The following is a 25,742-nucleotide window of genomic DNA, read 5'->3' as shown; positions in this document are numbered from 1 at the left end:
CCATGTACGACGGCATCGTCCAAGACCTGATCGACGAGTTCGGCCGCCTGCCCGGCATCGGCCCGAAGTCGGCGCAGCGCATCGCGTTCCACATCCTGCAGACGCCGTCCTTCGACGTCTCTCGGCTCGCGCAGCTGCTGTCCGAGCTGCGTGAGCGGGTGCGGTTCTGCGAGATCTGCGGCAACGTGTCGGAGCAGACGCAGTGCTCCATCTGCCGCGACCCCCGTCGCGACCGCACCTTCATCTGCGTCGTCGAAGACGCGAAGGACGTCTCGGCGATCGAGCGCACCCGCGAGTTCCGGGGGCTGTACCACGTGCTCGGCGGCTCGATCAGCCCCATGGCGGGTATCGGTCCCGACGACCTCCGCATCGCGCAGCTCATGCAGCGCCTCGCCGACGGCACCGTCACCGAGGTGATCCTCGCGACCAATCCCAACCTCGAGGGCGAGGCGACCGCGACCTACCTGAGCCGCCTGCTCCACACCCTCGAGATCCGGGTGACCCGGCTCGCGTCGGGGTTGCCGGTCGGCGGAGACCTCGAGTACGCCGACGAGGTCACCCTCGGCCGCGCCTTCGAAGGCCGCCGCGCGGTCTAGTCAGTCGGTCGGGGCGAACAGCTCCGGCTCCTGGGCGTGCGTGCGCTCGATGGCCGCGAGGATGTCCTCGTCCTCGATGCGGTACTCGCCGTTGACACGCTCCTCGGCTTCGCCCCACGCCTCTTCGTCGCCGATCCCGGCCGTCTCGTCGTACTCGGACGCTGCTCGGTCCACGGCCTCGGCGGTCGCTTCGAGTCCGAGGGTGCGGTAGCCGTCGGCGATCGCGTTCAGGGGGAACTCGTCATCGCTCGAGTGCACCTCGATCGCGTACCAGAATCCGCCGTTCTGGACCATGCCGTGGAAGGTGAGGACCCGTCGGGCGGCGAGGTCGCCGGCCAGCGTTGCGGCGATGTCGAAATCGACGGCCCGGTTCCAGATCGCGTCACTCGCAGAGCTCATGCGGAGAGCCTAGGGGAGAGCTCAGGACCGTTCGCGCGCGCGGGCGCGGATGACGGTTCCGAGCGTCGCGCGCAGCGGCTGACCGACGTAGATGCCGAGCGACGCGCCGACGGCCAGGGCGATCCCGACGGTCGCCGCCGAGGCGAGGGTCGTGAAGCCCATGAGCAGCGTCACGGTGCTCTGCCCGGACTCGACGACGCCGAGGAGCCCGCGGAACACGGCCGCGCCGGGCACCATCGGCAGGATCGCCGCCGTCGTGATCGCCACCGACGGCACGTGCAGCTTGTAGGCGGCGAGGATGCCGACGAGGCTTCCCACGAACGCGCCCACGCCGCTGGCGGCCGCCGTTTCGAAGCCGAGGGCGGATGCCGCGGTGTAGCCCGCCCAGGCGACGACGCTCAGACCCACGCTGACCGCGACGACCCGGAGCCCGGCGCCGTTGTAGATCGTGACCGACACGGCGATGAGCGCGGCGCCCGCGAACTGCAACGGGATCGGTCCGAACGGCAGCGGGTCGTTCGGGGCGTCCATCCCCGCCCCGACGACGCGCGCCGTCTCGAGTCCCGCGAGGATGCCCAGGACGACCCCCAGGGTCTGGGTCGTGAGTTCGAGGATGCGGCCGGTCGCCGTGAGCGCGAAGCCGTCGATCGCGTCCTGCGCGGCGCCCACGACGGTGAGCCCCGCGAGCATGAGCACGATGCCCGAGGCGACGATGACAGACGGTCGGATGTCCTGCGCCGCCATCCATCCCGTCGCCTCGAGGCGCGGGGCGACGGCGGCGATGAGGGTCAGGACGAAGGCGCCGGCGACCTGGCTGAAGAAGAACGGGACGTGCGCGCGGCCGAGGAGGAACTGCGTGATCGCGGCCCCCGCCGCCGCGATGAAGGAGAGCAGGATGACCAGCCAGTTCGCGCCGAACATGAGGGCGACGCCCACGGCGAGCAGGGCCTGCGCCCCGACGATGACCGGCGGGTGGTAGGCGAAGGGGGTGCGCCGCACGATCCGGAAGTCGGCGCGCGCGGACTCGAGCGGCATCCCGTTCCGGATCGCGGCGACGAGGGCCTGCAGCCGCTGCAAGCGGGCGTGGTCGGGAGCCTGGCTCCGCACGACGCGCATGAGCGTGATCGGGCGGTCGGCGCCGCTGCGGTGATGTGCGACGGTGATCGAGTTGTAGCTGACGTCGACGTGCACGGGGTCGAGGCCGTACACCCCGGCGACCCGGACGATCGTGAGCGTCACCTCGCTCGCAGGAGCGCCCGAGGCGAGCATGGACTCGCCGATGCGGATGGCCAGATCGAGCACCCCGACGGCGAACGCGTCGTCGATGACGGGCAGCATCTCGGTGTGCGGAGCCGAGCTCTCGGGAGTGCGGACGAGGGCCTGCAGCGACGTGAAGAGCTGGCGTCGTCCCATGGGGACCAGCCTAAATGAGCCCTCCCGGCGGTCCGCCCGCGTCACATGGCTGTCGCGGTACGGGCCGCTCCGTAGGATGGACGGCGGGCGTGAGTCTCCGCCCGCCGGCTGCGCCCGGCATCCACCCGGGAGTATCCGACCATGGCCCTGATCGTCCAGAAGTACGGCGGTTCGTCCGTCGCCGACGCCGAGAGCATCCGCCGCGTCGCGAAGCGCATCGTCGACGCCCGCCGCGCCGGTCACGATGTCGTCGTCGCCGTGAGCGCGATGGGCGACACGACCGACGAGCTTCTCGACCTCGCCTCGCAGGTCTCACCGCTGCCCGCTCCGCGCGAGCTCGACATGCTGCTCTCCAGCGGTGAGCGCATCTCGATGGCGCTGCTCGCGATGGCGATCAATTCGATGGGCTTCGAGGCGCGCTCGTTCACGGGCAGCCAGGCCGGCATGATCACCGACAGCTCGCACGGCGCCGCCCGCATCGTCGACGTCACCCCGGTGCGCGTGCGTGAGGCGCTCGACGAGGGCGCGATCGTCATCGTCGCCGGCTTCCAGGGCTTCAGCCGCGACACCCGCGACATCACGACCCTCGGCCGCGGCGGGTCCGACACCACCGCCGTCGCGCTGGCCGCCGCCCTGAACGCCGACGTCTGCGAGATCTACAGCGACGTCGACGGCATCTTCACCGCCGACCCGCGCGTCGTGCCGAAGGCCCGCAAGCTCGCGACGGTCCAGTCCGAGGAGATGCTCGAGCTCGCCGCCAACGGCGCGAAGGTGCTCTACATCCGCGCCGTCGAGTTCGCCCGCCGTCACGGCGTTATGATCCACGCCCGCTCGACCTTCAGCTCGGGTGTCGGCACGTACGTTCTCGGTCCGGGGATGACCGCCCCCGACCACGAAGAGGGAGAAGAGATGGAAGAGCCCATCGTCACCGGTGTCGCCACCGACCTCAGCCAGGCCAAGATCACCGTCGTCGGCGTGCCCGACGTCCCCGGCAAGGCCGCCGAGATCTTCAAGATCGTCGCGAAGTCCGGCGCGAACGTCGACATGATCGTCCAGAACGTGTCGGCCGCCGCCACCGGACGCACCGACATCTCGTTCACCCTGCCCAAGGCCGAGGCGTCGACGGCCCTGCGCGCGCTGTCGGTCGAGCAGGGCTCGGTCGGCTTCGACAAGCTCGTCCACGACGACCAGATCGGCAAGCTGTCGGTCGTCGGCGCCGGCATGCGCACCCACTCGGGCGTCTCGGCGACCCTGTTCGAGGCGCTGTCGACGACGGGCGTCAACATCGAGATGATCTCGACCTCCGAGATCCGCATCTCGGTCGTCGTCCGCGGCGACGACCTCGCCGAGGCGGCGCGCGTCGTGCACACCGCGTACGGTCTCGACGGCGACACCGAGGCCGTCGTCCACGCCGGCACCGGTCGCTGACGACGGCCCCGCCGGGTTCATCCATGCGCGGCGAGCCAGTCGTCGAAGGTCGGCCCGGCGAGCGTCGCCCCCGCGGTCGGCAGGTTGAGCCCCGCGCGCATACCGCGCATCTGCGCCCCCGGGATGGCGACGGGGATGACGGGTGGCCGCGAGCCGTCCCGACGCACCCACGCCCGGATCATGCGCTCGAGGCGTTCCTCGCGCGGCCCCGCGAGGTCCGCCGCACGTCCCTGCGGTCCCGAGACGGCGAGGGCGACCAGGCGCGCCGCGACCTCGACGGCGGCGACCGGCTGCACGCGGGCGCGCGGAGCCAGCTGCAGCGGCCCGAGCCGTGCCTGCGACGCCACCTGCCCGGCGAACTCGTGGAACTGGGTCGCCCGCAGGATCGTCCAGGGCACCGTGCCGCGTTCGAACAGCTCCTCCTGCACGACCTTGCCGGCGTAGTAGCCGTTCGGGTTGCGGTCGATCCCGACGATCGACAGCAGCACCGCGTGCGCCACACCCGCCGCCCGGGCCGCCGCGAGGAGCGTTCCGGAGGCGGCCCGGAAGAATTCCGTCGACGTCGCCGCCCGGGTGGTCCCGACGCTCGCCGCGTCGATCAGGGCCTCGACGCCCGCCAGCGCGCGATCGGTCGCCGCGCGGTCGCGCAGATCGACCCCCGCCGCCCGCGAGAGGACGACGGGGTCGTGCCCCGCCGCGCGCACCCGGTCCACCACGAGCCGTCCGACGGTGCCCGTTCCGCCTGCCACTGCGATCTTCATCTCTCCCCTTCCGAAGGTGTGTCACTGTGGTGACGACGCAGCCTCCGCGAATGTGAGGCCGAGGACGGAGATCGCGATGACGGATGCCGCGACGCGACCGGATGCCGCAGCCGGCCAGGTCGACGCGCACCGCCGCATCCTCCTCGCCGCCGCCCATCGCATGCTCGGGACGCTCGCCGAGGCCGAGGACGCCGTGCAGGAGGCGTACGTCCGCTGGGTGCGCCTCAGCGACACCGAGCGGGCGGAGATCGCGAACCCCGCGGGCTGGCTCATGCGGGTGACCGGCCGGATCTGCCTCGACGTGCTCGGCTCGGCGCGGGCGCGCCATGAGACCTACGTGGGGAAGTGGCTCCCCGAGCCGGTCCCCGCCGAATCCGCCGGCGGCGACCCCGCCGATGCCGCCGTCGGGGCAGAGAATGTCTCGACAGCGCTCCTGCTCGTCCTCGAGACCCTCACCCCGGCCGAGCGGGTGGCGTTCGTGCTGCACGAGGTGTTCGCGGTGCCCTTCGGGGAGATCGCCGAGGTGCTGGGGCGTTCACCCGCCGCCTGCCGGCAGCTGGCGGCATCCGCTCGTCGTCACGTCGGCCGCCGCCCGGGGGCCGCCGTCCCGCGCAGCCGGCACGACGAGGTCGTGGCCGCGTTCGCCGCCGCGAGTGCGACGGGCCGGCTCGACGCCCTCGTCCGCGTGCTCGCGCCCGACGTCGTCCTCGTCTCGGACGGCGGCGGGGTCGTCTCCGCGGCCAGGCGGCCGGTGCGCGGTGCCGACCACGTCGCGCGGTTCCTGCTCGGGCTGGCGCAGAAGCAGCCCGCGGCGGTGTACGAGCCGGCGGTCACCGGCGACGGCCTCGGTTTCGTGATCCGCCTGGGCGGCGCCGTCGCCGCGGTCGTGACGTTCGCGACCGACGGTGAGCGGATCACGGACGTCTGGATGATGCGCCACCCCGGCAAGCTGCGCGCCTGGGTGTGACGCCCGGGCGACACATGCGGATCGCGGCACCCGAGGCGCCGGTAGAATCGCCGGAACCCGCTCTCCTGCGCCCTGTCGCGACGCCTCGTCGCGCGGCGCCGCACCCCCGAGGAACCGCACCATGACCGTCTTCTCCGATTCGGGATTCTCCGTCGCCGTCGTCGGCGCCACCGGCCAGGTCGGGACGGTGATGCGCGACATCCTCGTCGAGCGCGCGTTCCCGATCCGCGAGCTCCGCCTGTTCGCGACGGCCCGCTCGGCCGGCTCGACGGTCGAGGTCGACGGCCGCGAGATCATCGTCGAGGACGTCGCGACGGCCGACCCCGCCGGCATCCAGATCGCGCTGTTCTCCGCCGGTGCGACGGGCTCGCGCGCCCACGCGCCGCGGTTCGCCGAGGCGGGCGCCGTCGTCATCGACAACTCGAGCGCCTGGCGGATGGACCCCGAGGTCCCGCTCGTCGTCAGCGAGGTCAACCCGCACGCGATCGAGGATCTGCCCAAGGGCATCATCGCCAACCCGAACTGCACGACCATGGCCGCCATGCCCGCGCTCAAGCCCCTGCACGTCGAAGCCGGGCTCGTCCGCCTGACCGTCAGCACCTACCAGGCGGTGTCGGGCTCGGGTCTGGCGGGGGCCGAGGAGCTGCTCGGCCAGGTGGAGTCGGTGGTCGGCCAGGGCGGCGCGATCGGTCTCGTCCACGACGGCGCCGCCGTCGAGTTCCCGGCGCCGCAGAAGTACGTCGCCCCCATCGCGTTCAACGTCATCCCCTTCGCCGGCAACCTCGTCGACGACGGCGAGGACGAGACCGACGAGGAGAAGAAGCTCCGCAACGAGAGCCGCAAGATCCTCGAGCTTCCCGACCTCCGCGTCGCCGGGACCTGCGTCCGCGTCCCCGTCTTCACGGGCCACTCGCTGTCGATCCACGCCGAGTTCGCGCGCGACATCACGCCCGCCCGGGCGCGCGAGGTCCTCGCCGACGCCGCCGGGGTCGCCCTCGCCGACGTCCCGACCCCCCTCGCCGCCGCCGGCACCGACCCGAGCCTCGTCGGCCGCATCCGGGCCGACCAGTCCGCGCCCGAGGGTAAGGGCCTCGTCCTGTTCATCAGCAACGACAACCTCCGCAAGGGGGCCGCTCTGAACGCGGTCCAGATCGCCGAGCTCGTCGCCGCGAACCTGACCGCCCGCGTCTGAGGGCGGATGCCGGAGCGGATGCCGGGTGCCCCCGTCCCCGCGCGGCGGCACCCGGCATCCGTGTTTCACCTGGGGAAAGAACCCTGATTCCTGCACCGCCGGGGGCGCCCCGACGGCGATCGCCGGTGGTCGGGCGACGTAGACTGGATGACCGTGACTGACAATCCCGGAGCAGACGATCACGCCGCAGAGAACGCCGCCGCGAGCAGCCCCGCCGCGGTGAGTCCGACGGAGGTGTACGACGCCCTGCTGATCGGCGGCGGCATCATGAGCGCCACGCTCGGCACCCTGCTGCAGCAGCTCGAGCCGGACTGGAAGATCGGCGTGTTCGAGCGTCTCTCCGAGGTCGCGCAGGAGTCCTCCAACGCGTGGAACAACGCGGGTACGGGCCACGCGGCCCTCTGCGAGCTGAACTACACGCCCGAAGGACCCGACGGCACGATCGACCCGGCGAAGGCGATCGGGATCAACGAGCAGTTCCAGCAGTCCCGGCAGCTGTGGAGCGCCCTCGTCGAGCGCGGTGTGCTCGACGAGCCGTCGACGTTCATCAACGCGACGCCGCACATGACCTTCGTCCGCGGCGAGAAGGATGTCGCGTTCCTCAAAAAACGTTACGAAGTGCTCAAGGAGCAGCCGCTGTTCGCCGGCATCGAGTACTCCGAGGACTCCCGCGTCATCAACCAGTGGGCCCCGCTGCTCATGCAGCAGCGCCGCAAGGGCGAGCCCTTCGCGGCCACGCGTGTCCCCGCGGGCACCGACGTCGACTTCGGATCCCTCACCCGTCAGCTGTTCGAGCACCTCGCCGCGCAGGGCGTCGACGTCGAGACCAACCGCGAGGTGCGCGACCTGAAGCGTCAGAAGGACGGCACGTGGGAGGTCACCTACCGCCACACCGTCGGACGCACTCCCGGCAAGGTGCGTGCGCGGTTCGTCTTCGTGGGCGCCGGCGGCTGGGCCATCAAGCTCCTGCAGCGCTCCGGCATCCCCGAGATCTCGGGCTACGGCGTCTTCCCGATCGGCGGCCAGTGGCTGAAGACCTCCAAGCCCGAGCTCGTCGCGCAGCACAAGGCGAAGGTGTACTCGCAGGCCTCCGTGGGTGCGCCGCCCATGTCGGTCCCGCACCTCGACACGCGCGTCGTCGACGGTGAGGCGTCGCTGCTGTTCGGCCCGTTCGCGACGTTCAGCCCGAAGTTCCTCAAGAACGGTCGGATGACCGACATCATCGCCCAGGTGCGCCCCGGCAACATCCTCCCGATGCTCAAGGTCGCGATCGACAACCCCGGTCTCATCAAGTACCTCGTCAGCGAGCTCCTCAAGGGTCACGCGAAGAAGGTCGACTCGCTCCGCGACTTCATGCCCAGCGCCCGCGATGAGGACTGGGAGCTCCTGCAGGCCGGTCAGCGCGCGCAGGTCATGAAGAAGGACCCGAAGAAGGGCGGCGTGCTGCAGTTCGGCACCGAGGTCGTCAGCTCCGCGGACGGCTCCATCGCAGGACTGCTGGGTGCTTCGCCGGGCGCATCCACCGGCGCGTCGATCATGCTGGGTCTGCTGAAGACCTGCTTCGCCGACCGCCTGCCGGCGTGGGAGCCGACCCTCAAGGAGCTCATCCCCACGTACGGTCGGACGCTCAACGACGCACCGGAGACGGCGCACGAGGTCCTGCAGACGACCGCGGCTGCCCTCAAGATCAACGCCTGAGACGCATCCGTGGCGAAGCTCTACTTCCGCTACGGCGCGATGAACTCGGGCAAGTCGACGGCGCTGCTGCAGGCCGCCTTCAACTACGAGGAGCGCGGGCAGCACGTGCTGCTGGCCAAGCCCGAGATCGACACCAAGGGCGCCGACCAGATCTCCAGCAGGCTGGGCGTCGAACGCAAGGTCGACTTCCTCATCGGGCCGGAGGACGACGCCCGCGCGCTGTTCGCGGAGCATCGCCGGCGGGTGCAGTTCGAGGCCGATGCGGCGCTCGTCCCCGACACGCGCACCGACGTCGCGTGCCTGCTGATCGACGAGGCCCAGTTCCTCGTGCCCGATCAGATCGACGACCTGCTGCGGATCGCGGTGAACGACGGCATCCCCGTCCTCGCCTACGGCATCCGCACCGACTTCCAGACCCGGGCCTTCCCGGGGTCCGCGCGGCTCATGGAGCTCGCCCACAGTCTCGAAGAGCTGAAGACCATCTGCCGCTGCGGCAGCAAGGCGCTGTTCAACGCGCGGCTGGTGGGCGGACGGTTCGTCTTCGACGGCGACCAGGTCGCGATCGACGAACTGTCCGCCGACCGCGTCACGTACGAGTCGATGTGCGCCCGGTGCTACCTGCGCGAGTCGGGCGGCAGGCTGCGCTGAGGCGGCTCAGCGGGCCGGCAGGGTCGGGATCAGCCCGTCCAGGTAGGCGGCAGTGTCCTCCCAGCCCTCGACGGCGTGGCAGGTCACGCCCATAGCGAGGACGGGGTAGTCGTTGCCGTGCTCGTCGAGGCGGTCGCCCACGAACAGCATGTCGTCGAGCGGGATGCCGGTCTGCTCGGCGAGTTTGCGCATGCCGTAGGCCTTGTCGATCCCGCGGTGCGTGATGTCGACCGAGGTGGACCCGCCGGAGCGGACCTCCAGGTCCGGGATGCGGGCGGCCACCGCGTCGCGCAGCGTGTTCTTCTTCTCCCCGGTCGGGTCCCACGCCGTCTTGGCGTCGAGGGGAGCGGACTGACCGAGCGCCGAGAAGGTGATCTGCGACCCGCGGTCCTCGAGGATCGGTCCCCACGTCTGCTCGGCCCACAGGCCCAGGCGCTTCGCCTCCTCCTCGACGGCCGCGAGTGCGCGCTGCTTCTCGTCGTCGGTGAGGGAGAGGGCGTAGACCGTCTCGATGCCGTCCGCGGTGAGGCGGTAGTACTGCGTGCCGCAGGTGGGCATCAGGTGGATGTGCGCCAGCAGGCCGGCATGCGCTTCGGGCAGGCGCTCGACGACCTGCGAGCGGAACTGCTGCAGCTGGCCACCCGAGATGATCGCGACCTCGACGCGCTCCGCGAGGCGCAGCAGCTGCTCGCCGATCCGCGGATCGATGGCGCTCTTGGAGGGTGCGAGCGTGTCGTCGAGGTCGAAGGCCACGAGGCGGGGAGAGGTCATGGGACTCCGTTCGGTGGGAGGTGCGATGGCCCCTCCGAGGAGGGATGCGAAAGGCCCCGCCGGAATCCGGCGGAGCCTCTCTGCGGTCGGGGTGACAGGATTTGAACCTGCGGCCTCGTCGTCCCGAACGACGCGCGCTACCAAGCTGCGCCACACCCCGTGGCAACCCTCCAAGCTTACCCTGCCGACCGCCCCTCGGGCGAATCGTCGGCGCGTCGGGCGCGGAGGACGAGGACGGATGCCTCGGGTCGGCACGCGAAGCGCACGGGTGCGTAGATCGAGTGGCCGAGGCCGGCGCTGACGTTCAGCGGCACCGTGCGTCCGTCGTGCGTCCACGAGCTGAGCCCGCGCGCCTTTTCGAGCGGGATGTCGCAGTTCGACACGAGCGCCTTCTTCGCGAAGGGGATGCGGACCTGGCCGCCGTGCGTGTGCCCGCCGATGAGGAGGTCGGCACCGGCATCCGTGAACGCGTCCAGCACCCGTCGGTACGGAGCGTGCGTGACCCCCAGGCGGACGTCTGCGCCGGCGCCGAGGGCGCGGAGCGCGTCGATGGAGGCGTCGAGGTCGTCGAAGTCGCGGTGCGCGTCGTCGACCCCGAAGCCGTCGATGCGGACACCGCCGACGCGGATGCTCGCGGCGGTGTTGTCGATGAGCGTCTCGCCGAGGCCCGTCAGGTAGTCGTCGAGGGCGTCGGTGTCGAGCGACGGAGTGAAGGACTCGTGGTTCTGCGGTCCCGACGGGCCGAAGAGGTACTTGATCGGGTTGCGGGCGCTGGGGGCGACCTTGTCGTTCGACCCGTGCACGAAGAACCCGGGTACGCCGCGGAGGGGCGCGAACGCCGCTCGGATGCCGCGCAGACCGTCGACGTGCCCCAGGTTGTCGCCCGTGTTCACGACGAGGTCGGGTTGGATGCGGTCGGCGATGTCGGCGATCCAGCGCTGCTTTCGGTGCTGCCACGGCGCCATGTGGGCGTCGGACAGGTGGAGGACGGTGACCGAGGGGCTCCCCGGCGGCAGGACGGCCAGCTCATGACGCCGGAGCGTGAAGAGGTACCGCTCGATCCCGACGCCCCAGACGCCGGCGGCGACGCCGACCGCCCCCACCGCGCCGAGCGCGGTGAGGGCGGTGTGACCGGCGGGCCTCACGGACCGTTGCCGTTGCCGGGACCGTTGCCGCGGCCGTTGCCGCCGCCCCCGTTGTCACCATTGCCGTCGCAGTCGGAGGACTGGTACTCGATGGTGATCGTGGCGTCGCGGCTCACGGTCTCGCCGGCGGCGGGATCCGTGCCGGTGACGACACCCTCTGCGGGCGCGCCGTCGTCGTCCTCGCACGTCTGCGCGACGTTCCGGAGGCCGGCGTCGGACAGTGCCCGCGCCGCCTGCTCCGGGGTGCCGCTCACGCCCGGGACCACGACGCCTTCGCCGTCACTCGGGTTGATGGTGACCGTCGTGCCCGAGACGACGCGGCCCGCGCCGGGCGTCTGCGACACGATCGTGCCCTCGGCCTCGGGCGAGGACACGGGCTCGCCGACGACGACGCTGAAGCCGGCGTCCTCGATACGGTCGGTCGCGGCGTCGACGTCGAGGCCGATGACGCTCGGCAGCCGCGCGTAGCTGCGCTTGGTGAGCTCCGCGGAGGGCTCGGGGAACTTCGAGCCACCGAACTCCTCGTTCGCGGCGCGCTGCATGGCGGGCCAGATCGAGTTGCGGATGCGGGAGAGGCGGTAGCCGCTCTCATAGTGATTCTCGAGGCGCTCCTGGCCCTTGACGTTGCCGACCCAGACCGCGGTGGTGACCTCGGTGCTCGAGCCGATCATCCACGTGTGGAGGAACTGGTGGATGCCGGTCTTGCCGAAGATCGGAACACCGTCGAACGTGCGCGCACCGCTACCGGTTCCGCTCCCGGTCATCACGCTCTGCAGGACGTAGGCCGCAGTTGCCGCGACGTCCTCGCTGAGCTTGCGCTCGCACTTCGTGTCGGGGATCGGCTGCTCCTCGCCGTCCGCGTTGACGACGCGGTCGATGGCCTTCGCGGCGCAGAGCGTGCCGTTCGAGGCGATCGCGGCATACGCGTTCGCCATGTCGATGGGCGCGACATCCTGCGAGCCGAGGACGTCGTAGGGGTTGTTGTTCTGGTCGAGCGGCTGGCCGTTGCCGAGCGTCACGCCCAGGTCGCCGGCCACCTTGTTCGTCGTGCAGACCGGGATCTTCTCGGCCATGGTCAGGAAGCCCGAGTTCAGCGAGTCCTTCGTGAAGCGGGCGACGGTGCCGGTGTAGCCCCGGTTGCCCTCGAAGTTGCCGATGCGGGGCTGGCCGTCGGGTCCGGTGCCCTCACCGGTGTAGACGGTCTGCGTCGCACCGTCGCACGTCTGCACCGTCTTGGTGCCGACGCGTCCGTTGAGCATCTCGTTGACCGAGTGACCCTGCTGCATCCAGTTGATGAGACTGAACACCTTGTAGGTCGATCCGGCCGAGTGACCGCCGCCGCCGTTGCGTACGGGGACGTTGTAGTTGACCTGGGTGGTCGTCTTGTCGTCGGCCTGATCCGCCCACGGGCGGTTCTGCACCATCGAGAGCACACGACCCGTGCCCACCTCGACCTGGACGCCCGAGGCACCGAGGTCCATGTAATCGACGCTCGCGGGGACGACGGAGATCGCCTCGTTCGCGGCCTCCTGCAGCGTGACGTCCAGCGTGGTGTAGACGCTGAGGCCGCCGCGGCGCAGCGCCGCGATGCGGTCGTTCGGCTCCGCGCCGAACGCGGGATCGCTGCGGATGATCGACGTCACGTAGGCGCAGAAGAACTCCGCACCCTTGGCCACCGAGCACCCCTGCGGGCGCGACGTGATCTTCGGCTCGATGGGGGCGGCCACGGCTTCGTCGTGCTCCGCCTGCGTGATCTTCTTGTCCTCGAGCAGGCGGTTCAAGACGTAGACCTGACGCGCCTTGCTGAGCTTGTAACCGTCACCGGCGCCGTTGACAGGCGTGCCGTCGCTGGTCGTCGTCGAGCCGTCGGGCCGGTCGATGCGCAGCGTGTTGGGTTCCTGCACCATGCCGGCGATGACTGCGGCCTGCCCGATCGTCAGCTTCTCGGGCGTGGTGTCGAAGTAGTGGCGGGCGGCGGCGCCGATGCCGTACACCGAGCCGCCGAAGTGCGCGATGTTCAGGTAGCCGAGGAGGATGTCGTCCTTCGAGTACTCCTTCTCCAACTGGATGGCGTACCGCATCTCCTGGATCTTGCGCTGGTAGCCCTCCGTGCCCCGGTTCGCGGTCGACTCCTTGAAGCAGGCCTGAACCTCCTCCGTGCTGACGGCCTTGGCCTCGCAGGTCTGCTGCAGGACGTTCTTGACGTACTGCTGGGTGATCGAGGATCCACCGCGGTTCGAGCCGGAGCTCGCGTTGCGGGCGAGCGCGCTCAGCGTGCCGAGAAGGTCGATGCCGCCGTGCGTGTAGAAGTTCTTGTCCTCACTCGAGAGGATCGCGTCGTACATCACCGGGTTCACCTGGTCGAAGGTGACCGGGATGCGGTTCTGATCGTAGAACTCGGTGAGCTTGACGTCCTTGCCCTCGTCGTCCTTCGCGTAGATCGTCGTCGGCAGCATCAGCTTCTCGATCTTGAGATAGCTCGGCATGTTCTCGAACATCTTGATCGCGCTCGTCGCGGCGTAGCCGGAGACGGCGATCGCGGGAGTGATGGTCGCCGTGACGAGGAGAGCGGCCACAGTGCTCAGACCGATGAGGCCCAACAGGCCTCCGAGCACACCGGTGGCCGTGCGTTTCGAGTGGGGCATAGGCTGATCGTAAGGGAGATAGCTGGGTGACGCCTCGGTGACGCTCCCGTCGTCGCGCCCGTCAGGGCCGCCCCGCCTCGACCTCCGGGAGCACCGCATGACCACGTGGGAGTACATGACCACGCCCCTGCTCATCCACAACACCGCCGCGATCCTCAACAACTGGGGCAAGCAGGGGTGGGAGCTCGTGCAGGTGGTGACCGGCCCCGAGGGCGGCCTCGTCGGCTACTTCAAGCGCCCCTCGGGCGGCGACGGCTCCGCCAACGCCGGACTGGATGCCGCGGCTCAGGCCGCCCGACAGTTCGGGCAGGGCTGATGTCGGTCTCCGCGCGACTCGCCGAGCTGGGCATCGAGCTCGGCTCCGTCGTCCCGCCGCTGGCGGCGTACATCCCGGCCAAGGTGCACGGCGACCTCGTCTACACGGCGGGGCAGCTCCCCATGGTCGACGGCGCGCTCCCGGCCACCGGGAAGGTGGGCGAGGGTGAGGGCCTCGTCTCCGCGGACGACGCCGCCGCGCTCGCGCGCCAGTGCGCGCTCAACGCCATCGCCGCCGCCGCGGCCGCCGTGGGCGGTGTCGACCGGCTGACCGGCGTCCTGAAGGTGACGGGATTCGTGGCATCCGTCCCCGAGTTCACCGGCCAGCCCGTCGTGATCAACGGCGCGAGCAGCGTGCTGGGCGAGATCTTCGGCGACGCCGGCCGTCACGCGCGCTCCGCCGTCGGTGTGCCCGTGCTGCCGCTGGACAGCCCGGTCGAAGTCGAGGTCGTGTTCTCGCACGCCTGATCGACCGGGCCGCCGGCCGCGCTACTTCTTCGTGACCTGCCCCTTGATCGTCGACATGACCATCGTGTCAGCGAGGGTCGTGGTGTCGCCGACCTCGCGCCCCTCCGCCACGTCGCGCAGCAGGCGCCGCATGATCTTGCCGCTGCGGGTCTTGGGGAGCTCCGTCACGATGTAGACATCGCGCGGGCGTGCGATCGGGCCGATCTGCTCGCCGACCCAGGCGCGGAGCGTGTCGACAAGGCCCTCGAGCGGGTTCGCCTTCATGTACGACTCCTTGATGACGCAGAACGCCACCACCGCCTGACCGGTCGTCTCATCGGACGCGCCGACCACCGCGGCCTCGGCGACAGCCTCGTTGCCGACGAGGGCCGATTCGATCTCGGTCGTCGACAACCGATGTCCCGAGACGTTCATGACGTCGTCGACGCGGCCGAGGAACCAGACGTCCCCGTCTTCGTCGAGGCGAGCCCCGTCGCCGGCGAAGTAGTAGCCCAGGTCGGCGAACTTGTCCCAGTAGGTCTCCTTGAACCGCTCGGGGTCGCCCCAGATGCCGCGCAGCATGCTCGGCCACGGCTCGGTGAGGACGAGGAGGCCGCCGTTGCCGTTGCCGACGACCTCGCCCTTCTCATCGACGACGTCGACGCTGATGCCGGGGAGGGGCACCTGGGCGCTGCCCGGCTTCGTCTCGGTCACCCCCGGAAGGGCCGACACCATGATCGCGCCGGTCTCGGTCTGCCACCACGTGTCGACGATCGGTGCCGTGTCGCCGCCGATGACGTGGCGGTACCACATCCACGCCTCGGGGTTGATGGGCTCGCCCACGCTGCCGAGCAGGCGCAGCGAGGACAGGTCGTGCTGCTCGGGGATGCTGCGGCCGAGCTTCATGAACGACCGGATCGCCGTCGGGGCCGTGTAGAGGATCGTCACGCCGTACTTCGCGACGATCTCCCACCAGCGGCCCGGATGCGGGGTGTCGGGCGTCCCCTCGTAGATCACCTGCGTCGCGCCGTTGGCGAGCGGACCGTAAGTGACGTAGGTGTGTCCCGTGATCCAGCCGATGTCGGCCGTGCACCAGTAGACGTCGGTCTCGGCGTGCAGGTCGTGCACGACCTTGTTCGTGAAGGCGGCCTGCGTGAGGTAGCCACCGCTCGTGTGCAGGATGCCCTTCGGCTTTCCGGTCGTCCCCGACGTGTAGAGGATGAAGAGCGGGTTCTCGGCCGGGAACGGCTGCGCGACGTGATCAGCGGATGCCGCGGGCACGAGGTCGTGCCACCAGAGGTCGCGCCCGTCCTGCCAGCTGACCTCGGTGTCGGTGCGCTTGACGACCAGGACGTGCTCGACCGTCTCCTGCGGGCCGTGCCCGCGGTCGGCGAGGGCCTGGTCGACGGCGGGTTTGAGAGGCGAGGCCTTGCCCTTGCGGTAGCCGCCGTCGCTCGTGATGACGAGCTTGGCGCCGGCGTCGTCGATGCGCGAGCGCAGGCTGTCGGCCGAGAAGCCGCCGAAGACGACGGAGTGGATCGCGCCGATGCGCGCGACGGCCAGCATCGAGGCGACGGCCTCGGGGATCATCGGCAGGTAGATGGCGACGCGGTCGCCGGCCTCGACCCCGAGGTCGGTCAGGACGTTCGCGAGGCGCTTGACCTCGTCGGTCAGCTCCGCGTAGGTCACCCGGCGCTCGTCGCCGGGCTCGCCCTCCCAGAGCAGGGCGACGCGGTCGCCGAGGCCCGCCTCGACATGCCGGTCGAGGCAGTTGTAGGCGACGTTCAGTTCGCCGTCCTCGAACCAGGTCGCGAACGGGGGGTTCGACCAGTCGAGGTTCTTCGTGAACGGGGTGTGCCAGTGGAGCGCTCGCGCCTGCTCGGCCCAGAAGGCCTCGCGATCCTGCGCGGCGGCCTCGTACAGGTCGGCGTGGGCGTTGGCCTGGGCCGCGAACTCCGCGGACGGCGCGAAGCGGCGGGTCTCGGTGAGGAGGTGGTCGATCTGGCTGCTCATGCGGCGCTCCTTTGCGTCGGGCCGTCGTGGCCTCGTCCTGCGATGCGGTCACTCTAGGATCGCTCGTCGTCGTCTACTACCGCCGATAGTGGGTGCGTGGCAACCATCGAGTGTCTGTGAACGTGCACCCGTCCGATGTGCGTAAGATACTTACCGCCCGAACATCGATTCGGCTTCGCGGCCCCGCTGATCCCCCCTGAAGCGCGGTCGCGTGGGCGGCACCCTTCCCCCCAATGGGTGCCGCCCTTCTCCTTTTCCCGGGCGGGGTGCGCCGATTCCTGCACACCTCGAGTGCGGACGCGGTCCTCCACCGCTGCCCGACGGCCGCCGGGGCGCGCCCGTCGCCGCGCCTAGCGTCTCGGGCATGCCGCATCCGTTCATCGTCGCTCCGCGGGGCCGCACGGCGTCCGCCGAGCCGCGCCCGGTGCCGCCGCATCCCGTCGTCGCGCCGCTGCGGCGCTACCTCGCCGACCCCGAGGTGACCGACGTCTTCGTCAACGGCACGCAGGGGTTGTACGTGGACCGGGGTGGGGGAGCGGAACGGATCCCGGACTGGCGCCTCGACGAGGCGGCCGTCCGCGAGCTGGCCGTCGGGTTGATCGCGCTGGGAGGGCGGCACCTCGACGACGCGACACCCTGTGCCGACGTGCGGTGGGAGCACGGGGTGCGGGTGCACGCCGTCCTGCCGCCCATCGCCTGCACGGGCGCAACGATCTCGATCCGACTGGCCGGGACGGGCATGGCCGACCTCGACGAGCTGGGCCGTCGCGGCACCTTCGACGCCGCGACGGGCGCACGCCTCGAGAGACTCGTCGACGAGCGGGCGAACATCCTCGTGACGGGGGCCACCGGCGCCGGCAAGACGACGCTGCTCGCGGCGCTCCTCGGGCGGGTCCCGGTGTCGGAACGCATCGTCACGATCGAGGACGTCGCGGAGCTGCGCATCGCCCACCCGCACCACGTCCGCCTCGAGGCGCGGCAGGCGAACCTCGAGGGCGTCGGGGCGATCGCGCTCGGGCGCCTGCTGCGCGAGGCGCTGCGGATGCGGCCGGATCGTCTCGTGGTGGGGGAGTGTCGAGGTGAGGAGGTCCGCGAACTGCTGACCGCGCTCAACACGGGACACGACGGCGGCGCGGGCACCGTCCACGCGAGCGGGATCGCCGACGTGCCCGCGCGCCTCGAAGCGCTCGGCGCCCTCGCCGGCATGGACGACCGGGCGCTCGCGCGGCAGACCGCCAGCGCGATCGGCGCGATCGTGCACATCGAGCGGGGTCGTGACGGGGTGCGGCGCGTGACCGGGATCGCGCGTCCCGTCGTGCGCGGCGACCGGCTCGGCGTGGAGGACCTCCCGTGAGCCGCCGGAGGAGAGCGGATGCCGCGGCGGCACCCGATGCGGCAGCGGTCGCCGCCGTCGTCCAGCGTCTCGCGGTCCTGCTGCAGGCCGGCATCGCGCCGGGCGCCGCCTGGCGCCACCTGGCCACGGCGGGGGACGACACCGCCGGCGCGGTGTGCGCCCGCCTCGACGCAGGGGATCCGCCGGCATCCGCTCTCGCCGAACGCGGTGAGGCATGGCGCCAGATCGGGGTGGCGTGGCAGGTCGCGACCGTCGTCGGGGCGCCCCTGGCGGCGAGCCTGCGCGGCCTCGCCGAGGCGCTTCGCGACGCCCATCAGGCGCGCGACGACGTGCGCACGGCGCTCGCCGAGCCGCAGACGACGGCCCGCCTCATCGCGTGGTTGCCCCTCGTCGCGTTGGGGCTGGGCGCGGCGCTCGGGTTCGACCCGTTCACGGCCCTCGCCACGCCGGCGGGCGCCGTCTGTCTCGTGGCCGGAGGGTCGCTGATGCTCCTGACCCACCGGTGGACCCGCGCCCTCGTCGCCCGGGCGCAGCCGGCGGAGGATATCCCGGGGCTCGATGCGGAGGTGATCGCGATCGCCCTCTCGGGCGGCGTCTCCATCCCGCGCGCGATCGAGGTCGCGGCGGCGGCGTCGGGCCTCGCGCCGTCGAGCGAGACCGGCGCGGTGCTCGCCCTCTCCCGCTCCGCCGGAGCTCCCGCCGTTGAACTGCTCCGAGCGGATGCCGCGGCACGCCGTCAGGCGGCACGGACGGAGGGTCGGCTGCGCGCCGCCGCCCTGTCCGGGCGGCTCCTGCTGCCGCTCGGGGTCTGCACCCTCCCCGCGTTCCTGTTGCTCGGCGTCGGGCCGATGCTGCTCTCGGCCCTCACCACGACCCCGCTCACGCTGTGAGCCCCAGACGTGCCCACATCCACAACCCACATCGGAGGAGATCATGACATCCCACGACCTGCCCACCTTGACCCGCCGTCGCGCGGCGGAACTGTTCGCCGACGAGACCGGCGCGGCGACTGCCGAGTACGCCATCGCGACGATGGCGGCGGTCGCCTTCGCGGGCCTGCTCGTCATCATCATGCGCTCGGACGAGGTGCGCGGCATCCTCACCGACCTGGTCCGGCGCGCCCTGACCGTCTCATGAGGCGCGACGAGCGGGGATCGGTCGCGGCGGAGTTCGCCGTGACGGTCCCCGCCGTCGTCCTCGTGCTCGTGCTCGCGGTCTCGGCGCTCTCGTGGGCGGTCGGCAGGTGCGGCTCGAGCACGCAGCCGCGCAGGCGGCCCGCCTGGCCGCTCGGGAGGAGCCCGCCGATCGGGTGGTCGCCGCCGCGCGCGCCCTCGCCTCGGGCGCCGAGGTCGGGACCCGCCGGGACGGCGACCTCGTCTGCGTCGATCTGACCGCGGCACCGGGGGTCCCGCTGCCGCTGCCCGACCTGCGCGCATCGTCGTGCGCCCTGCCCGCGCGGGAGGGGGACTGATGGCGGGATCGGCGACGACCGTCGGCGTCCTGGCGGTGACGGCGACCCTCGCGGTCGGCTTCCTCGCAGCCGGAGGGGCGGCGGCGACCGCCGCGCGCGCCGCGGGAGCTGCCGACGCCGCAGCCCTGGCGGCCGCCGACACCGCGTCGGGACTCGTTCCCGGCGAACCGTGCGCACGCGCCGCGGACGTGGCCTCGCGCGTGGGCGCATCGGTCTCCGCGTGTCGCATCGACGGCCTCATCGTCACGATCGAGGTCTCGATCGGCGTGGGCCCCCTGGACGCGCGGGCGCGCGCCCGCGCGGGCCCGCCGCCCGGCGCCGGGTGACGCGCCGGACCGCAACCGCTCCCAGCGTGCTCTTGACAACGCGGTGTGTATGGTGTGCAACGAAGAAAGGACCCCACGTGGCACAGGGCAAGAAGCTCGTCATCGTCGAGTCGCCGACGAAGATGCGCTCGATCCAGGGATACCTGGGTGACGGATACGAGGTCATGAGTTCGGTCGGGCACATCCGCGACCTCGCCGACAAGAAGGACATCCCGGCGGATCTGAAGAAGACCTCCGTCGGCAAGTACTCCATCGACATCGAGAACGACTTCACTCCTCTTTATGTGGAGAGCGACCGCGGCAAGAAGACGGTCGCCGAGCTCAAGCGCGCCCTGAAGAACGCCGACGAACTCCTGCTCGCCACCGATGAGGACCGCGAGGGCGAAGCCATCGCGTGGCACCTGCTCGAGACCCTGAAGCCCAAGGTCCCCGTCAAGCGCATGGTCTTCCACGAGATCACGAAGGACGCAATCCAGGCCGCGGTGAAGAACACCCGCGAGCTCGATCACGCCCTCGTCGACGCGCAGGAGACGCGGCGCATCCTCGACCGCCTCTACGGCTGGGACGTCTCGGACGTCACACGCCGCAAGGTCGGTCAGGGCACGAGCGCCGGGCGCGTGCAGTCCGCCGCGACCCGCATGGTCGTCGAGCGCGAGCGCGAGCGCATGGCGTTCGTGTCCGCCTCGTACTGGGACGTCGACTCGACCGCCGTGAAGGGGTCGGACTCGTTCGCGATCCGCCTCGCCCGCCTCGACGGCGCCCCTCTGGCGCGCGGCACCGACTTCGACGACACCGGTGCGCTGAAGAAGGCCGTCGTCGTCCTCAGTGAGGACCAGGCGCGCGAGCTGGCCGCAGCGCTCGAGGCGTCGGGCGCGGCATCCGTCGTCAGCGTCGAGGCCAAGCCCGGCACACGCAGCCCCAAGCCCCCCTTCACGACCTCGACCCTCCAGCAGGAGGCCGGTCGCAAGCTCTCGATGAGCGCCAAGCACGCCATGGGCGTCGCGCAGCGGCTCTACGAGAAGGGGTACATCACCTATATGCGTACCGACTCGACCGCCCTGTCGGCCCAAGCGGTCACCGCGGCGCGCACGCAGGCCGTCGCCCTGTACGGCGACAAGGCCGTGCCCGCCAACCCCCGCAGCTACCGCAACAACGCGAAGAACGCGCAGGAGGCGCACGAGGCGATCCGTCCTTCGGGCGAGCACTTCCGCACGCCCAAGGAGGTCACCTCCGGCCTCGACCGCGACGAGCTGCGCCTCTACGACCTGATCTGGAAGCGCACCGTCGCCAGCCAGATGGCCGACGCCAAGTACGAGACGACGACCGTCACGATCGACGCGGATGCCGCCGGTCGCACCGCGACGTTCACGGCATCCGGCACCGTCTACACGTTCAAGGGCTTCCTCGACGCGTACGAGGAGGGCCGCGACGAGAAGCGCCACGACAACGACCGCACCGACGACCAGTCGCTGCCGGCGCTCGCCGTCGGCGACGCACTGCGACTGACCGACGTCGAGCCGAAGGGCCACGCGACGAGCCCCAAGCCCCGCTACACCGAGGCGTCGCTCGTCAAGGCGCTCGAGGAGCGCGGCATCGGCCGTCCCTCGACCTTCGCGAGCATCATCGACGTCATCCTCGACCGCGGCTACGTGTCCAAGCGCGGCCAGGCCCTCGTCCCCAGCTGGCTCGCGTTCAGCATCGTGCGGCTGCTCGAGGAGCACTTCGCCGATCTCGTCGACTACGACTTCACCGCCGCGCTCGAGGACGACCTCGACGCGATCGCCCGGGGCGAGCAGAACCGCGCCGCCTGGCTGCGCGAGTTCTACTTCGGCTCCGAGGACCACGTCGGCCTCCGCAACATCGTCGACAACCTGGGCGACATCGACGCGCGCGAGATCAACTCCACCAGGATCGGCGACGTCGCGGTGCTCCGCTTCGGCCGCTACGGTCCGTACCTCGAGGTCCCGGGCGACGACCCCGAGACGCCGCGGCGCATCAACGTCCCCGACGACCTCGCCCCCGACGAGCTCACGCCCGAGAAGGCGCAGGAGCTCATCGAGGCACCCGTCGGCGGCGACCGTGTCCTCGGGCAGAACCCCGAGAACGGGCGCGACGTCGTCATCAAGGACGGTCGCTTCGGGCCCTACCTCGAGGAGGTGCTCCCCGAGGAGGAAGCGCCGGCCGAGGAGGCCAAGCCCAAGCGCGGCGCGAAGAAGGCCGTCGCGCCCAAGCCCAAGCGCGCCTCGCTGTTCAAGAGCATGTCGCCCGAGACGATCGACCTCGCGACCGCGCTGAAGCTCCTGTCGCTGCCGCGCGAAGTGGGTGTCGACCCCGAGTCCGGCACCGTCATCACGGCCCAGAACGGTCCGTACGGTCCGTACATCAAGAAGGGCACCGACTCGCGCAGCATCGCGAGCGAGGACATGATCTTCGACATCACGCTCGAGCAGGCCCTCGAGATCTACTCGCAGCCGAAGTACGCCAACCGCGCCGCGACCTCGCTGAAGGAGTTCGAGGCCGACCCGGTCAGTGGCAAGCCGATCCGCATCAAGGACGGCCGTTTCGGGGCCTACGTCACCGACGGCACGACCAACGTGACGATCCCGCGCGGTCAGACGCCCGACGACATCACCTTCGAGGTCGCCGTGCAGATGCTCGCCGACAAGCGGGCCAAGGGGCCGGCGCCCAAGCGCACGACCCGCAAGCCCGCTGCGCGCAAGCCGGCGGCGAAGAAGAAGTGACCTCCGGGCTGTGGATCACCCTCGAGGGGGGTGACGGCTCGGGCAAGACGACGCAGGCGGCCCTGCTGGAGCAGTGGCTCCGCGAGCAGGGTCGCCGGGTCGTGCGCACGCGCGAACCCGGCGGCACCGACGTCGGCGTCCTCATCCGCGACATCGTCCTGCACCACCGCGGCGACATCGCGCCGCGCGCCGAAGCGCTCCTCTACGCCGCCGACCGCGCCCACCACGTCGCGACCCTCGTGCGGCCGGCGATCGAGCGCGGCGACGTCGTCCTCCAGGACCGCTACCTCGACAGCTCGGTCGCCTACCAGGGCGCCGGCCGCGTGCTCGACGGAGGGGAGATCCGCGACCTGTCGCTGTGGGCCACGGAGGGTGCGCTCCCCGACATCACGGTTCTGCTCGATGTCGATCCGGCGACGGCGCGTGGACGATTGGATGCCGCCGACAAGCCGTTCGACCGGCTCGAAGCCGAGAAGAGCGCGTTCCACGAGCGGGTGCGCGCGGCGTTCCTCGCGCTCGCGGAAGCCGATCCGGACCGCTTCCTCGTCGTCGACGCGACGCGGGCGATCGACGAGATCGCGGCGGAGATCCGCTCCCGCGTCGCCCCGCACCTGTCCTGAGCGTCCCCGGCACCTCGTAGGCTGAACGGCATGACCGCCTCCACCGACGTGCTCCCGTGGGGCGAGGTCTGGGGTCAGGACGAGGCCGTCGCGCAGTTGCGGTCCGCGGCATCCGACCCCTCCCAGCTGGCGCACGCGTGGCTCATCACCGGACCGCCGGGATCGGGCCGGTCGACCCTCGCGTACGCGTTCGCGGCGGCGCTCATCGCCGAGCCGGGCGACGAGAACGCGATGCGGCAGGTCATGGCGCGGACCCACCCCGACCTCGCGGCCCTCCGCACCGAGGGCGTCATCATCTCGATCAAAGAGGCGCGCTCGCTCGTCGAACGGTCCTACTTCTCGCCGTCGCTCGGGCGCTACCGGGTCATGATCATGGAGGACGCCGACCGCATGGTCGAGCGGACGAGCAACGTCCTGCTGAAGGCCCTCGAGGAGCCGCCCGAGCAGACCGTCTGGATCCTCTGCGCGCCGAGCGACGCGGATCTGCTCCCCACGATCCGCTCGCGCGTGCGCATCCTGCGGCTGCGCGAGCCCGACGTCGCCGACGTGGCCCGGCTCATCGTCCAGCGGACGGGCGTCGATGAGGCCGTGGCCGAGCAGTCGGCCCGGCTCGCACAGCGCCACATCGGCATGGCGCAGCGGTTGGCGACGGATGCGGCATCCCGTGAGCGTCGCGAGCGCACCCTCCGCGCAGTGCTCCGCGTGCGCGGTGTCGGCGACGCGGTCGAGGTCGCGGCCACGATCGTGCATTCCGCGACCGACGACGCGAAGGCGCTCACCGCGGAACGCGACGAGAGCGAGCGCGAGGCGCTGTTGCGCACGCTCGGGGTCGCTCCGGGCAGCGCCGTGCCTCCCGCCGTGCGCAGCCAGGTCAGCGCCCTCGAGGACGAGCAGAAGCGGCGCGCGACCCGCAGCCTGCGCGACGGGATCGACCGGGTGCTGACCGACCTCGAGTCGCTCTACCGCGACACGCTCATGCGGCAGTTCGGCCGCGAGACCGAGCTCATCAACCGCGAGCTCACGCCCGACATCGAGGCGCTCGCGGCGGCGTGGACGCCGCAGCACACCCTGACCGTCCTCGACGCCATCGCGCTCACGCGCACCAACCTGCAGGGCAATGCCGCCCCCGCCCTGGCCCTCGAGAGCATGCTGATCACCGTCGCGACGGGGCGCGCGGCGTGATCCGCGGCGTGCTCCGCCGCGCGGCGGCCGCCGTCCTGGCGGCCGGTCTCGCGGCGGTGATGCTCGCCGGCTGCACCCCGAGGACGCCCGTCGCCCCCGACCGCGCGCCGGTGGTCTCCGGCGCCCCCGCCGGCTTCGAGGACTACTACGGCCAGGACCTCGCGTGGGAGCAGTGCACCGGCTTCGACGACGGGGGCTACTTCTGCGGCACGATCACCGCGCCGCGCGACTGGACCGACCCGGACGCCGGCGACCTCGACCTCGCCGTCATCGTCCGCGTCGCCTCGAACGGCGAGTCGAAGGGGTCGCTGTTCGTCAACCCCGGCGGACCGGGTGCGAGCGGCGTCGACATGGTCCAGCAGTCGGCGGGTTTCGCCGTCGGGCCGAAGCTGCTGCAGTCGTACGACGTCGTCGGCTTCGATCCGCGCGGGGTCGGACGCTCCACGGCGGTGCGCTGCCTCGACGCCGCCGAGATGGACCGGTACCTTTTCGACATCCCCGCCGCCCCGCGCGGCACGCCCGAGCGCGCCGGCGAGCAGCGGCAGTCGGCCACCGCGTTCGCCCGCGCCTGCGACGCGAACAGCGGCGGCATCCTGCCCTTCATCACCACCGAGAACGCGGCCCGCGACCTCGACCTCATGCGCGCTGTGCTCGGCGACGAGAAGCTCGCCTACCTCGGGTACTCGTACGGATCGTTCCTCGGCGCGACGTACGCGAAGCTCTTCCCGCAGAACGTCGGCCGCGTCGTCCTCGACGGCGGACTCGACCCGTCGATCCCGGGCGCGATCGTCGGCGCGCGACAGGCCGCCGGTTTCCAATCCGCGCTCGATGCCTATCTGACCTGGTGCCTCGCCGGCTCGGACTGCCCGTTCGACGGGGCGCAGGACGCGGCGCAGCAGCAGCTCGAGGACGCGCTCGCCGCCGTCGACGCGTCCCCGCTGCCGGCCTCGGACGGGCGGATGCTGGGGGCCGACGCGCTTGTGATGGGCATCATCTCGGCGCTCTACAGCGAGGGCAGCTGGATGACTCTCTCCTCGGCGCTCACCGCGGTCCTCGAAGGCGATCCCGACGAGATGTTCGCCCTCGTCGACCGCTACTACAACCGCTACGACGGGTCGTACCTCGACAACTCGACGGAAGCGTTCTCGGCCTACAACTGCATGGACTACCCGGCCGACCCGGCCGACGTCGTCGCGGAGGCGGAGGCTCAGGTCGCCGAGGACGCGCCCACCTTCGCGCCGTACTGGAGCTCCGACGTCGACCTCTGCGACGAATGGCCCTACCCGCCGACGGGCTCACGCAGCGAGATCACCGCCGACGGGGCGGCGCCGATCCTCGTCATCGGCACCACGAACGACCCCGCGACCCCCTACGAGTGGTCGGCGGCCCTGGCCGAGCAGCTGAGCTCCGGCATCCTGATCACGCGGGTGGGGGAGGGGCACACCGGGTTCAACAAGGGGAACGCCTGCGTCGACGACACCGTCGTGGCGTACGTCGAGGACGGCGAGGTGCCCACCGGCGACGTCCGCTGCGATGCCGGATAGGGGCGCGTTCGCACCATCCCCTCGGACCCTGTAGGATCGATGATCGTGCAACGCGCGAGCGAAGCG

General features: G+C 71.2%; 24 protein-coding genes and 1 tRNA gene. 17 read left to right on the top strand and 8 right to left on the bottom strand.

Going from position 1 to position 25,742, the window contains the following annotated elements; genetic code table 11:
• Window positions 1–2 precede the first annotated feature (2 nt).
• The gene (recR, locus tag Q9S71_RS01115; RefSeq protein ID WP_064003041.1) at window positions 3–596 is read left to right on the top strand and encodes a recombination mediator RecR; all 594 of its coding nucleotides are present in this window, start codon (window positions 3–5) and stop codon (window positions 594–596) included.
• Here recR and Q9S71_RS01110 read toward each other — a convergent pair whose 3' ends face one another.
• Together Q9S71_RS01110 and Q9S71_RS01105 are read right to left on the bottom strand one after the other, a co-directional pair.
• A complete protein-coding gene (locus Q9S71_RS01110; protein ID WP_311860074.1) occupies window positions 597–995 on the bottom strand; it encodes a DMP19 family protein in 399 nt (132 codons plus the stop codon). It lies immediately after the preceding gene.
• A 21-nt stretch (window positions 996–1,016) separates the two neighbouring features.
• Entirely contained in the window at window positions 1,017–2,408 is a 1,392-nt protein-coding gene (locus Q9S71_RS01105) for a threonine/serine exporter family protein (protein ID WP_311860073.1), read from the bottom strand.
• Between the two features lie 141 nt (window positions 2,409–2,549).
• Here Q9S71_RS01105 and Q9S71_RS01100 point away from each other — a divergent pair, with 141 nt between their 5' ends.
• Window positions 2,550–3,836: an aspartate kinase gene (locus Q9S71_RS01100; RefSeq protein ID WP_064003044.1), complete on the top strand. Its 1,287-nt coding sequence runs from the start codon at window positions 2,550–2,552 to the stop codon at window positions 3,834–3,836.
• A gap of 17 nt (window positions 3,837–3,853) precedes the next feature.
• On the opposite strand, the gene Q9S71_RS01095 is transcribed toward Q9S71_RS01100, so the two are convergent.
• On the bottom strand, window positions 3,854–4,597 hold the full coding sequence (locus tag Q9S71_RS01095; RefSeq protein ID WP_311860072.1) for an SDR family oxidoreductase: 744 nt from the start codon (window positions 4,595–4,597) through the stop codon (window positions 3,854–3,856).
• 52 nt (window positions 4,598–4,649) lie between these two features.
• Between Q9S71_RS01095 and sigJ the strand changes: the two genes are divergently transcribed.
• The 4 genes from sigJ to Q9S71_RS01075 all read left to right on the top strand — a co-directional run bounded on the left by sigJ (window position 4,650) and on the right by Q9S71_RS01075 (window position 9,102).
• Window positions 4,650–5,564, top strand: coding sequence for an RNA polymerase sigma factor SigJ (sigJ, locus tag Q9S71_RS01090; RefSeq protein ID WP_311860071.1), 915 nt, complete (start codon window positions 4,650–4,652; stop codon window positions 5,562–5,564).
• Window positions 5,565–5,685: 121 nt separating this feature from the next.
• A complete protein-coding gene (locus Q9S71_RS01085) occupies window positions 5,686–6,756 on the top strand; it encodes an aspartate-semialdehyde dehydrogenase (protein WP_311860070.1) in 1,071 nt (356 codons plus the stop codon).
• 147 nt (window positions 6,757–6,903) lie between these two features.
• A complete protein-coding gene (locus Q9S71_RS01080) occupies window positions 6,904–8,454 on the top strand; it encodes a malate:quinone oxidoreductase (protein WP_311860069.1) in 1,551 nt (516 codons plus the stop codon).
• Between the two features lie 9 nt (window positions 8,455–8,463).
• Window positions 8,464–9,102: a thymidine kinase gene (locus Q9S71_RS01075; protein WP_311860068.1), complete on the top strand. Its 639-nt coding sequence runs from the start codon at window positions 8,464–8,466 to the stop codon at window positions 9,100–9,102.
• 6 nt (window positions 9,103–9,108) lie between these two features.
• Here the strand turns inward: Q9S71_RS01075 and Q9S71_RS01070 are convergent, their stop codons facing one another.
• The 4 genes from Q9S71_RS01070 to Q9S71_RS01055 form a co-directional block, all read right to left on the bottom strand.
• Window positions 9,109–9,873 carry an HAD-IIB family hydrolase gene (locus Q9S71_RS01070; RefSeq protein WP_311860067.1) on the bottom strand — a complete coding sequence of 255 codons (765 nt, stop codon included), beginning with the start codon at window positions 9,871–9,873 and terminating at the stop codon, window positions 9,109–9,111.
• 86 nt (window positions 9,874–9,959) lie between these two features.
• Window positions 9,960–10,033, bottom strand: a tRNA-Pro gene (locus tag Q9S71_RS01065).
• 16 nt (window positions 10,034–10,049) lie between these two features.
• On the bottom strand, window positions 10,050–11,018 hold the full coding sequence (locus Q9S71_RS01060; protein WP_311860066.1) for a metallophosphoesterase: 969 nt from the start codon (window positions 11,016–11,018) through the stop codon (window positions 10,050–10,052).
• Window positions 11,015–13,663, bottom strand: coding sequence for a transglycosylase domain-containing protein (locus Q9S71_RS01055; protein ID WP_311860065.1), 2,649 nt, complete (start codon window positions 13,661–13,663; stop codon window positions 11,015–11,017). Before Q9S71_RS01055 ends, Q9S71_RS01060 begins: the two co-directional genes overlap by 4 nt.
• A gap of 97 nt (window positions 13,664–13,760) precedes the next feature.
• Here Q9S71_RS01055 and sp36 point away from each other — a divergent pair, with 97 nt between their 5' ends.
• Window positions 13,761–13,979: a Sp36 family protein gene (sp36, locus tag Q9S71_RS01050; protein ID WP_064003053.1), complete on the top strand. Its 219-nt coding sequence runs from the start codon at window positions 13,761–13,763 to the stop codon at window positions 13,977–13,979.
• On the top strand, window positions 13,979–14,446 hold the full coding sequence (locus tag Q9S71_RS01045) for a RidA family protein (protein ID WP_217530896.1): 468 nt from the start codon (window positions 13,979–13,981) through the stop codon (window positions 14,444–14,446). Before sp36 ends, Q9S71_RS01045 begins: the two co-directional genes overlap by 1 nt.
• Before the next feature lie 21 nt (window positions 14,447–14,467).
• On the opposite strand, the gene acs is transcribed toward Q9S71_RS01045, so the two are convergent.
• Window positions 14,468–16,438 (bottom strand): acetate--CoA ligase, encoded by a 1,971-nt coding sequence (acs, locus tag Q9S71_RS01040; RefSeq protein ID WP_311860064.1) that lies wholly within the window; start codon window positions 16,436–16,438, stop codon window positions 14,468–14,470.
• Between the two features lie 364 nt (window positions 16,439–16,802).
• On the opposite strand from acs, the gene Q9S71_RS01035 reads away from it, so the two are divergent.
• From Q9S71_RS01035 to Q9S71_RS00995, 9 genes are all read left to right on the top strand, one after another.
• A complete protein-coding gene (locus Q9S71_RS01035; RefSeq protein WP_311860063.1) occupies window positions 16,803–17,792 on the top strand; it encodes a TadA family conjugal transfer-associated ATPase in 990 nt (329 codons plus the stop codon).
• Entirely contained in the window at window positions 17,789–18,682 is an 894-nt protein-coding gene (locus Q9S71_RS01030; RefSeq protein WP_311860062.1) for a type II secretion system F family protein, read from the top strand. Before Q9S71_RS01035 ends, Q9S71_RS01030 begins: the two co-directional genes overlap by 4 nt.
• A gap of 43 nt (window positions 18,683–18,725) precedes the next feature.
• The gene (locus Q9S71_RS01025; protein ID WP_064003058.1) at window positions 18,726–18,929 is read left to right on the top strand and encodes a DUF4244 domain-containing protein; all 204 of its coding nucleotides are present in this window, start codon (window positions 18,726–18,728) and stop codon (window positions 18,927–18,929) included.
• 91 nt (window positions 18,930–19,020) lie between these two features.
• Complete coding sequence (locus tag Q9S71_RS01020; protein ID WP_311860061.1) at window positions 19,021–19,263, top strand: TadE family protein; 243 nt, start codon at window positions 19,021–19,023, stop codon at window positions 19,261–19,263.
• The gene (locus Q9S71_RS01015) at window positions 19,263–19,589 is read left to right on the top strand and encodes an Rv3654c family TadE-like protein (protein ID WP_311285489.1); all 327 of its coding nucleotides are present in this window, start codon (window positions 19,263–19,265) and stop codon (window positions 19,587–19,589) included. Before Q9S71_RS01020 ends, Q9S71_RS01015 begins: the two co-directional genes overlap by 1 nt.
• 77 nt (window positions 19,590–19,666) lie before the next feature.
• Complete coding sequence (gene topA, locus Q9S71_RS01010; RefSeq protein WP_311860060.1) at window positions 19,667–22,330, top strand: type I DNA topoisomerase; 2,664 nt, start codon at window positions 19,667–19,669, stop codon at window positions 22,328–22,330.
• Window positions 22,327–22,950, top strand: a complete 624-nt coding sequence (gene tmk / locus Q9S71_RS01005; protein ID WP_217530906.1) for a dTMP kinase — start codon at window positions 22,327–22,329, stop codon at window positions 22,948–22,950. The genes topA and tmk overlap by 4 nt, the downstream gene beginning before the upstream one ends.
• Before the next feature lie 30 nt (window positions 22,951–22,980).
• Entirely contained in the window at window positions 22,981–24,132 is a 1,152-nt protein-coding gene (locus tag Q9S71_RS01000; protein WP_311860059.1) for a DNA polymerase III subunit delta', read from the top strand.
• Complete coding sequence (locus Q9S71_RS00995) at window positions 24,129–25,676, top strand: alpha/beta hydrolase (protein WP_311860058.1); 1,548 nt, start codon at window positions 24,129–24,131, stop codon at window positions 25,674–25,676. The genes Q9S71_RS01000 and Q9S71_RS00995 overlap by 4 nt, the downstream gene beginning before the upstream one ends.
• Window positions 25,677–25,742: the final 66 nt, after the last annotated feature.

The sequence above is a fragment of the Microbacterium gawkjiense genome (assembly GCF_031932225.1).
GTDB classification, from domain to species: Bacteria; Actinomycetota; Actinomycetes; order Actinomycetales; family Microbacteriaceae; genus Microbacterium; species Microbacterium gawkjiense.
This window is presented reverse-complemented; position numbering and strand designations above follow the sequence as displayed.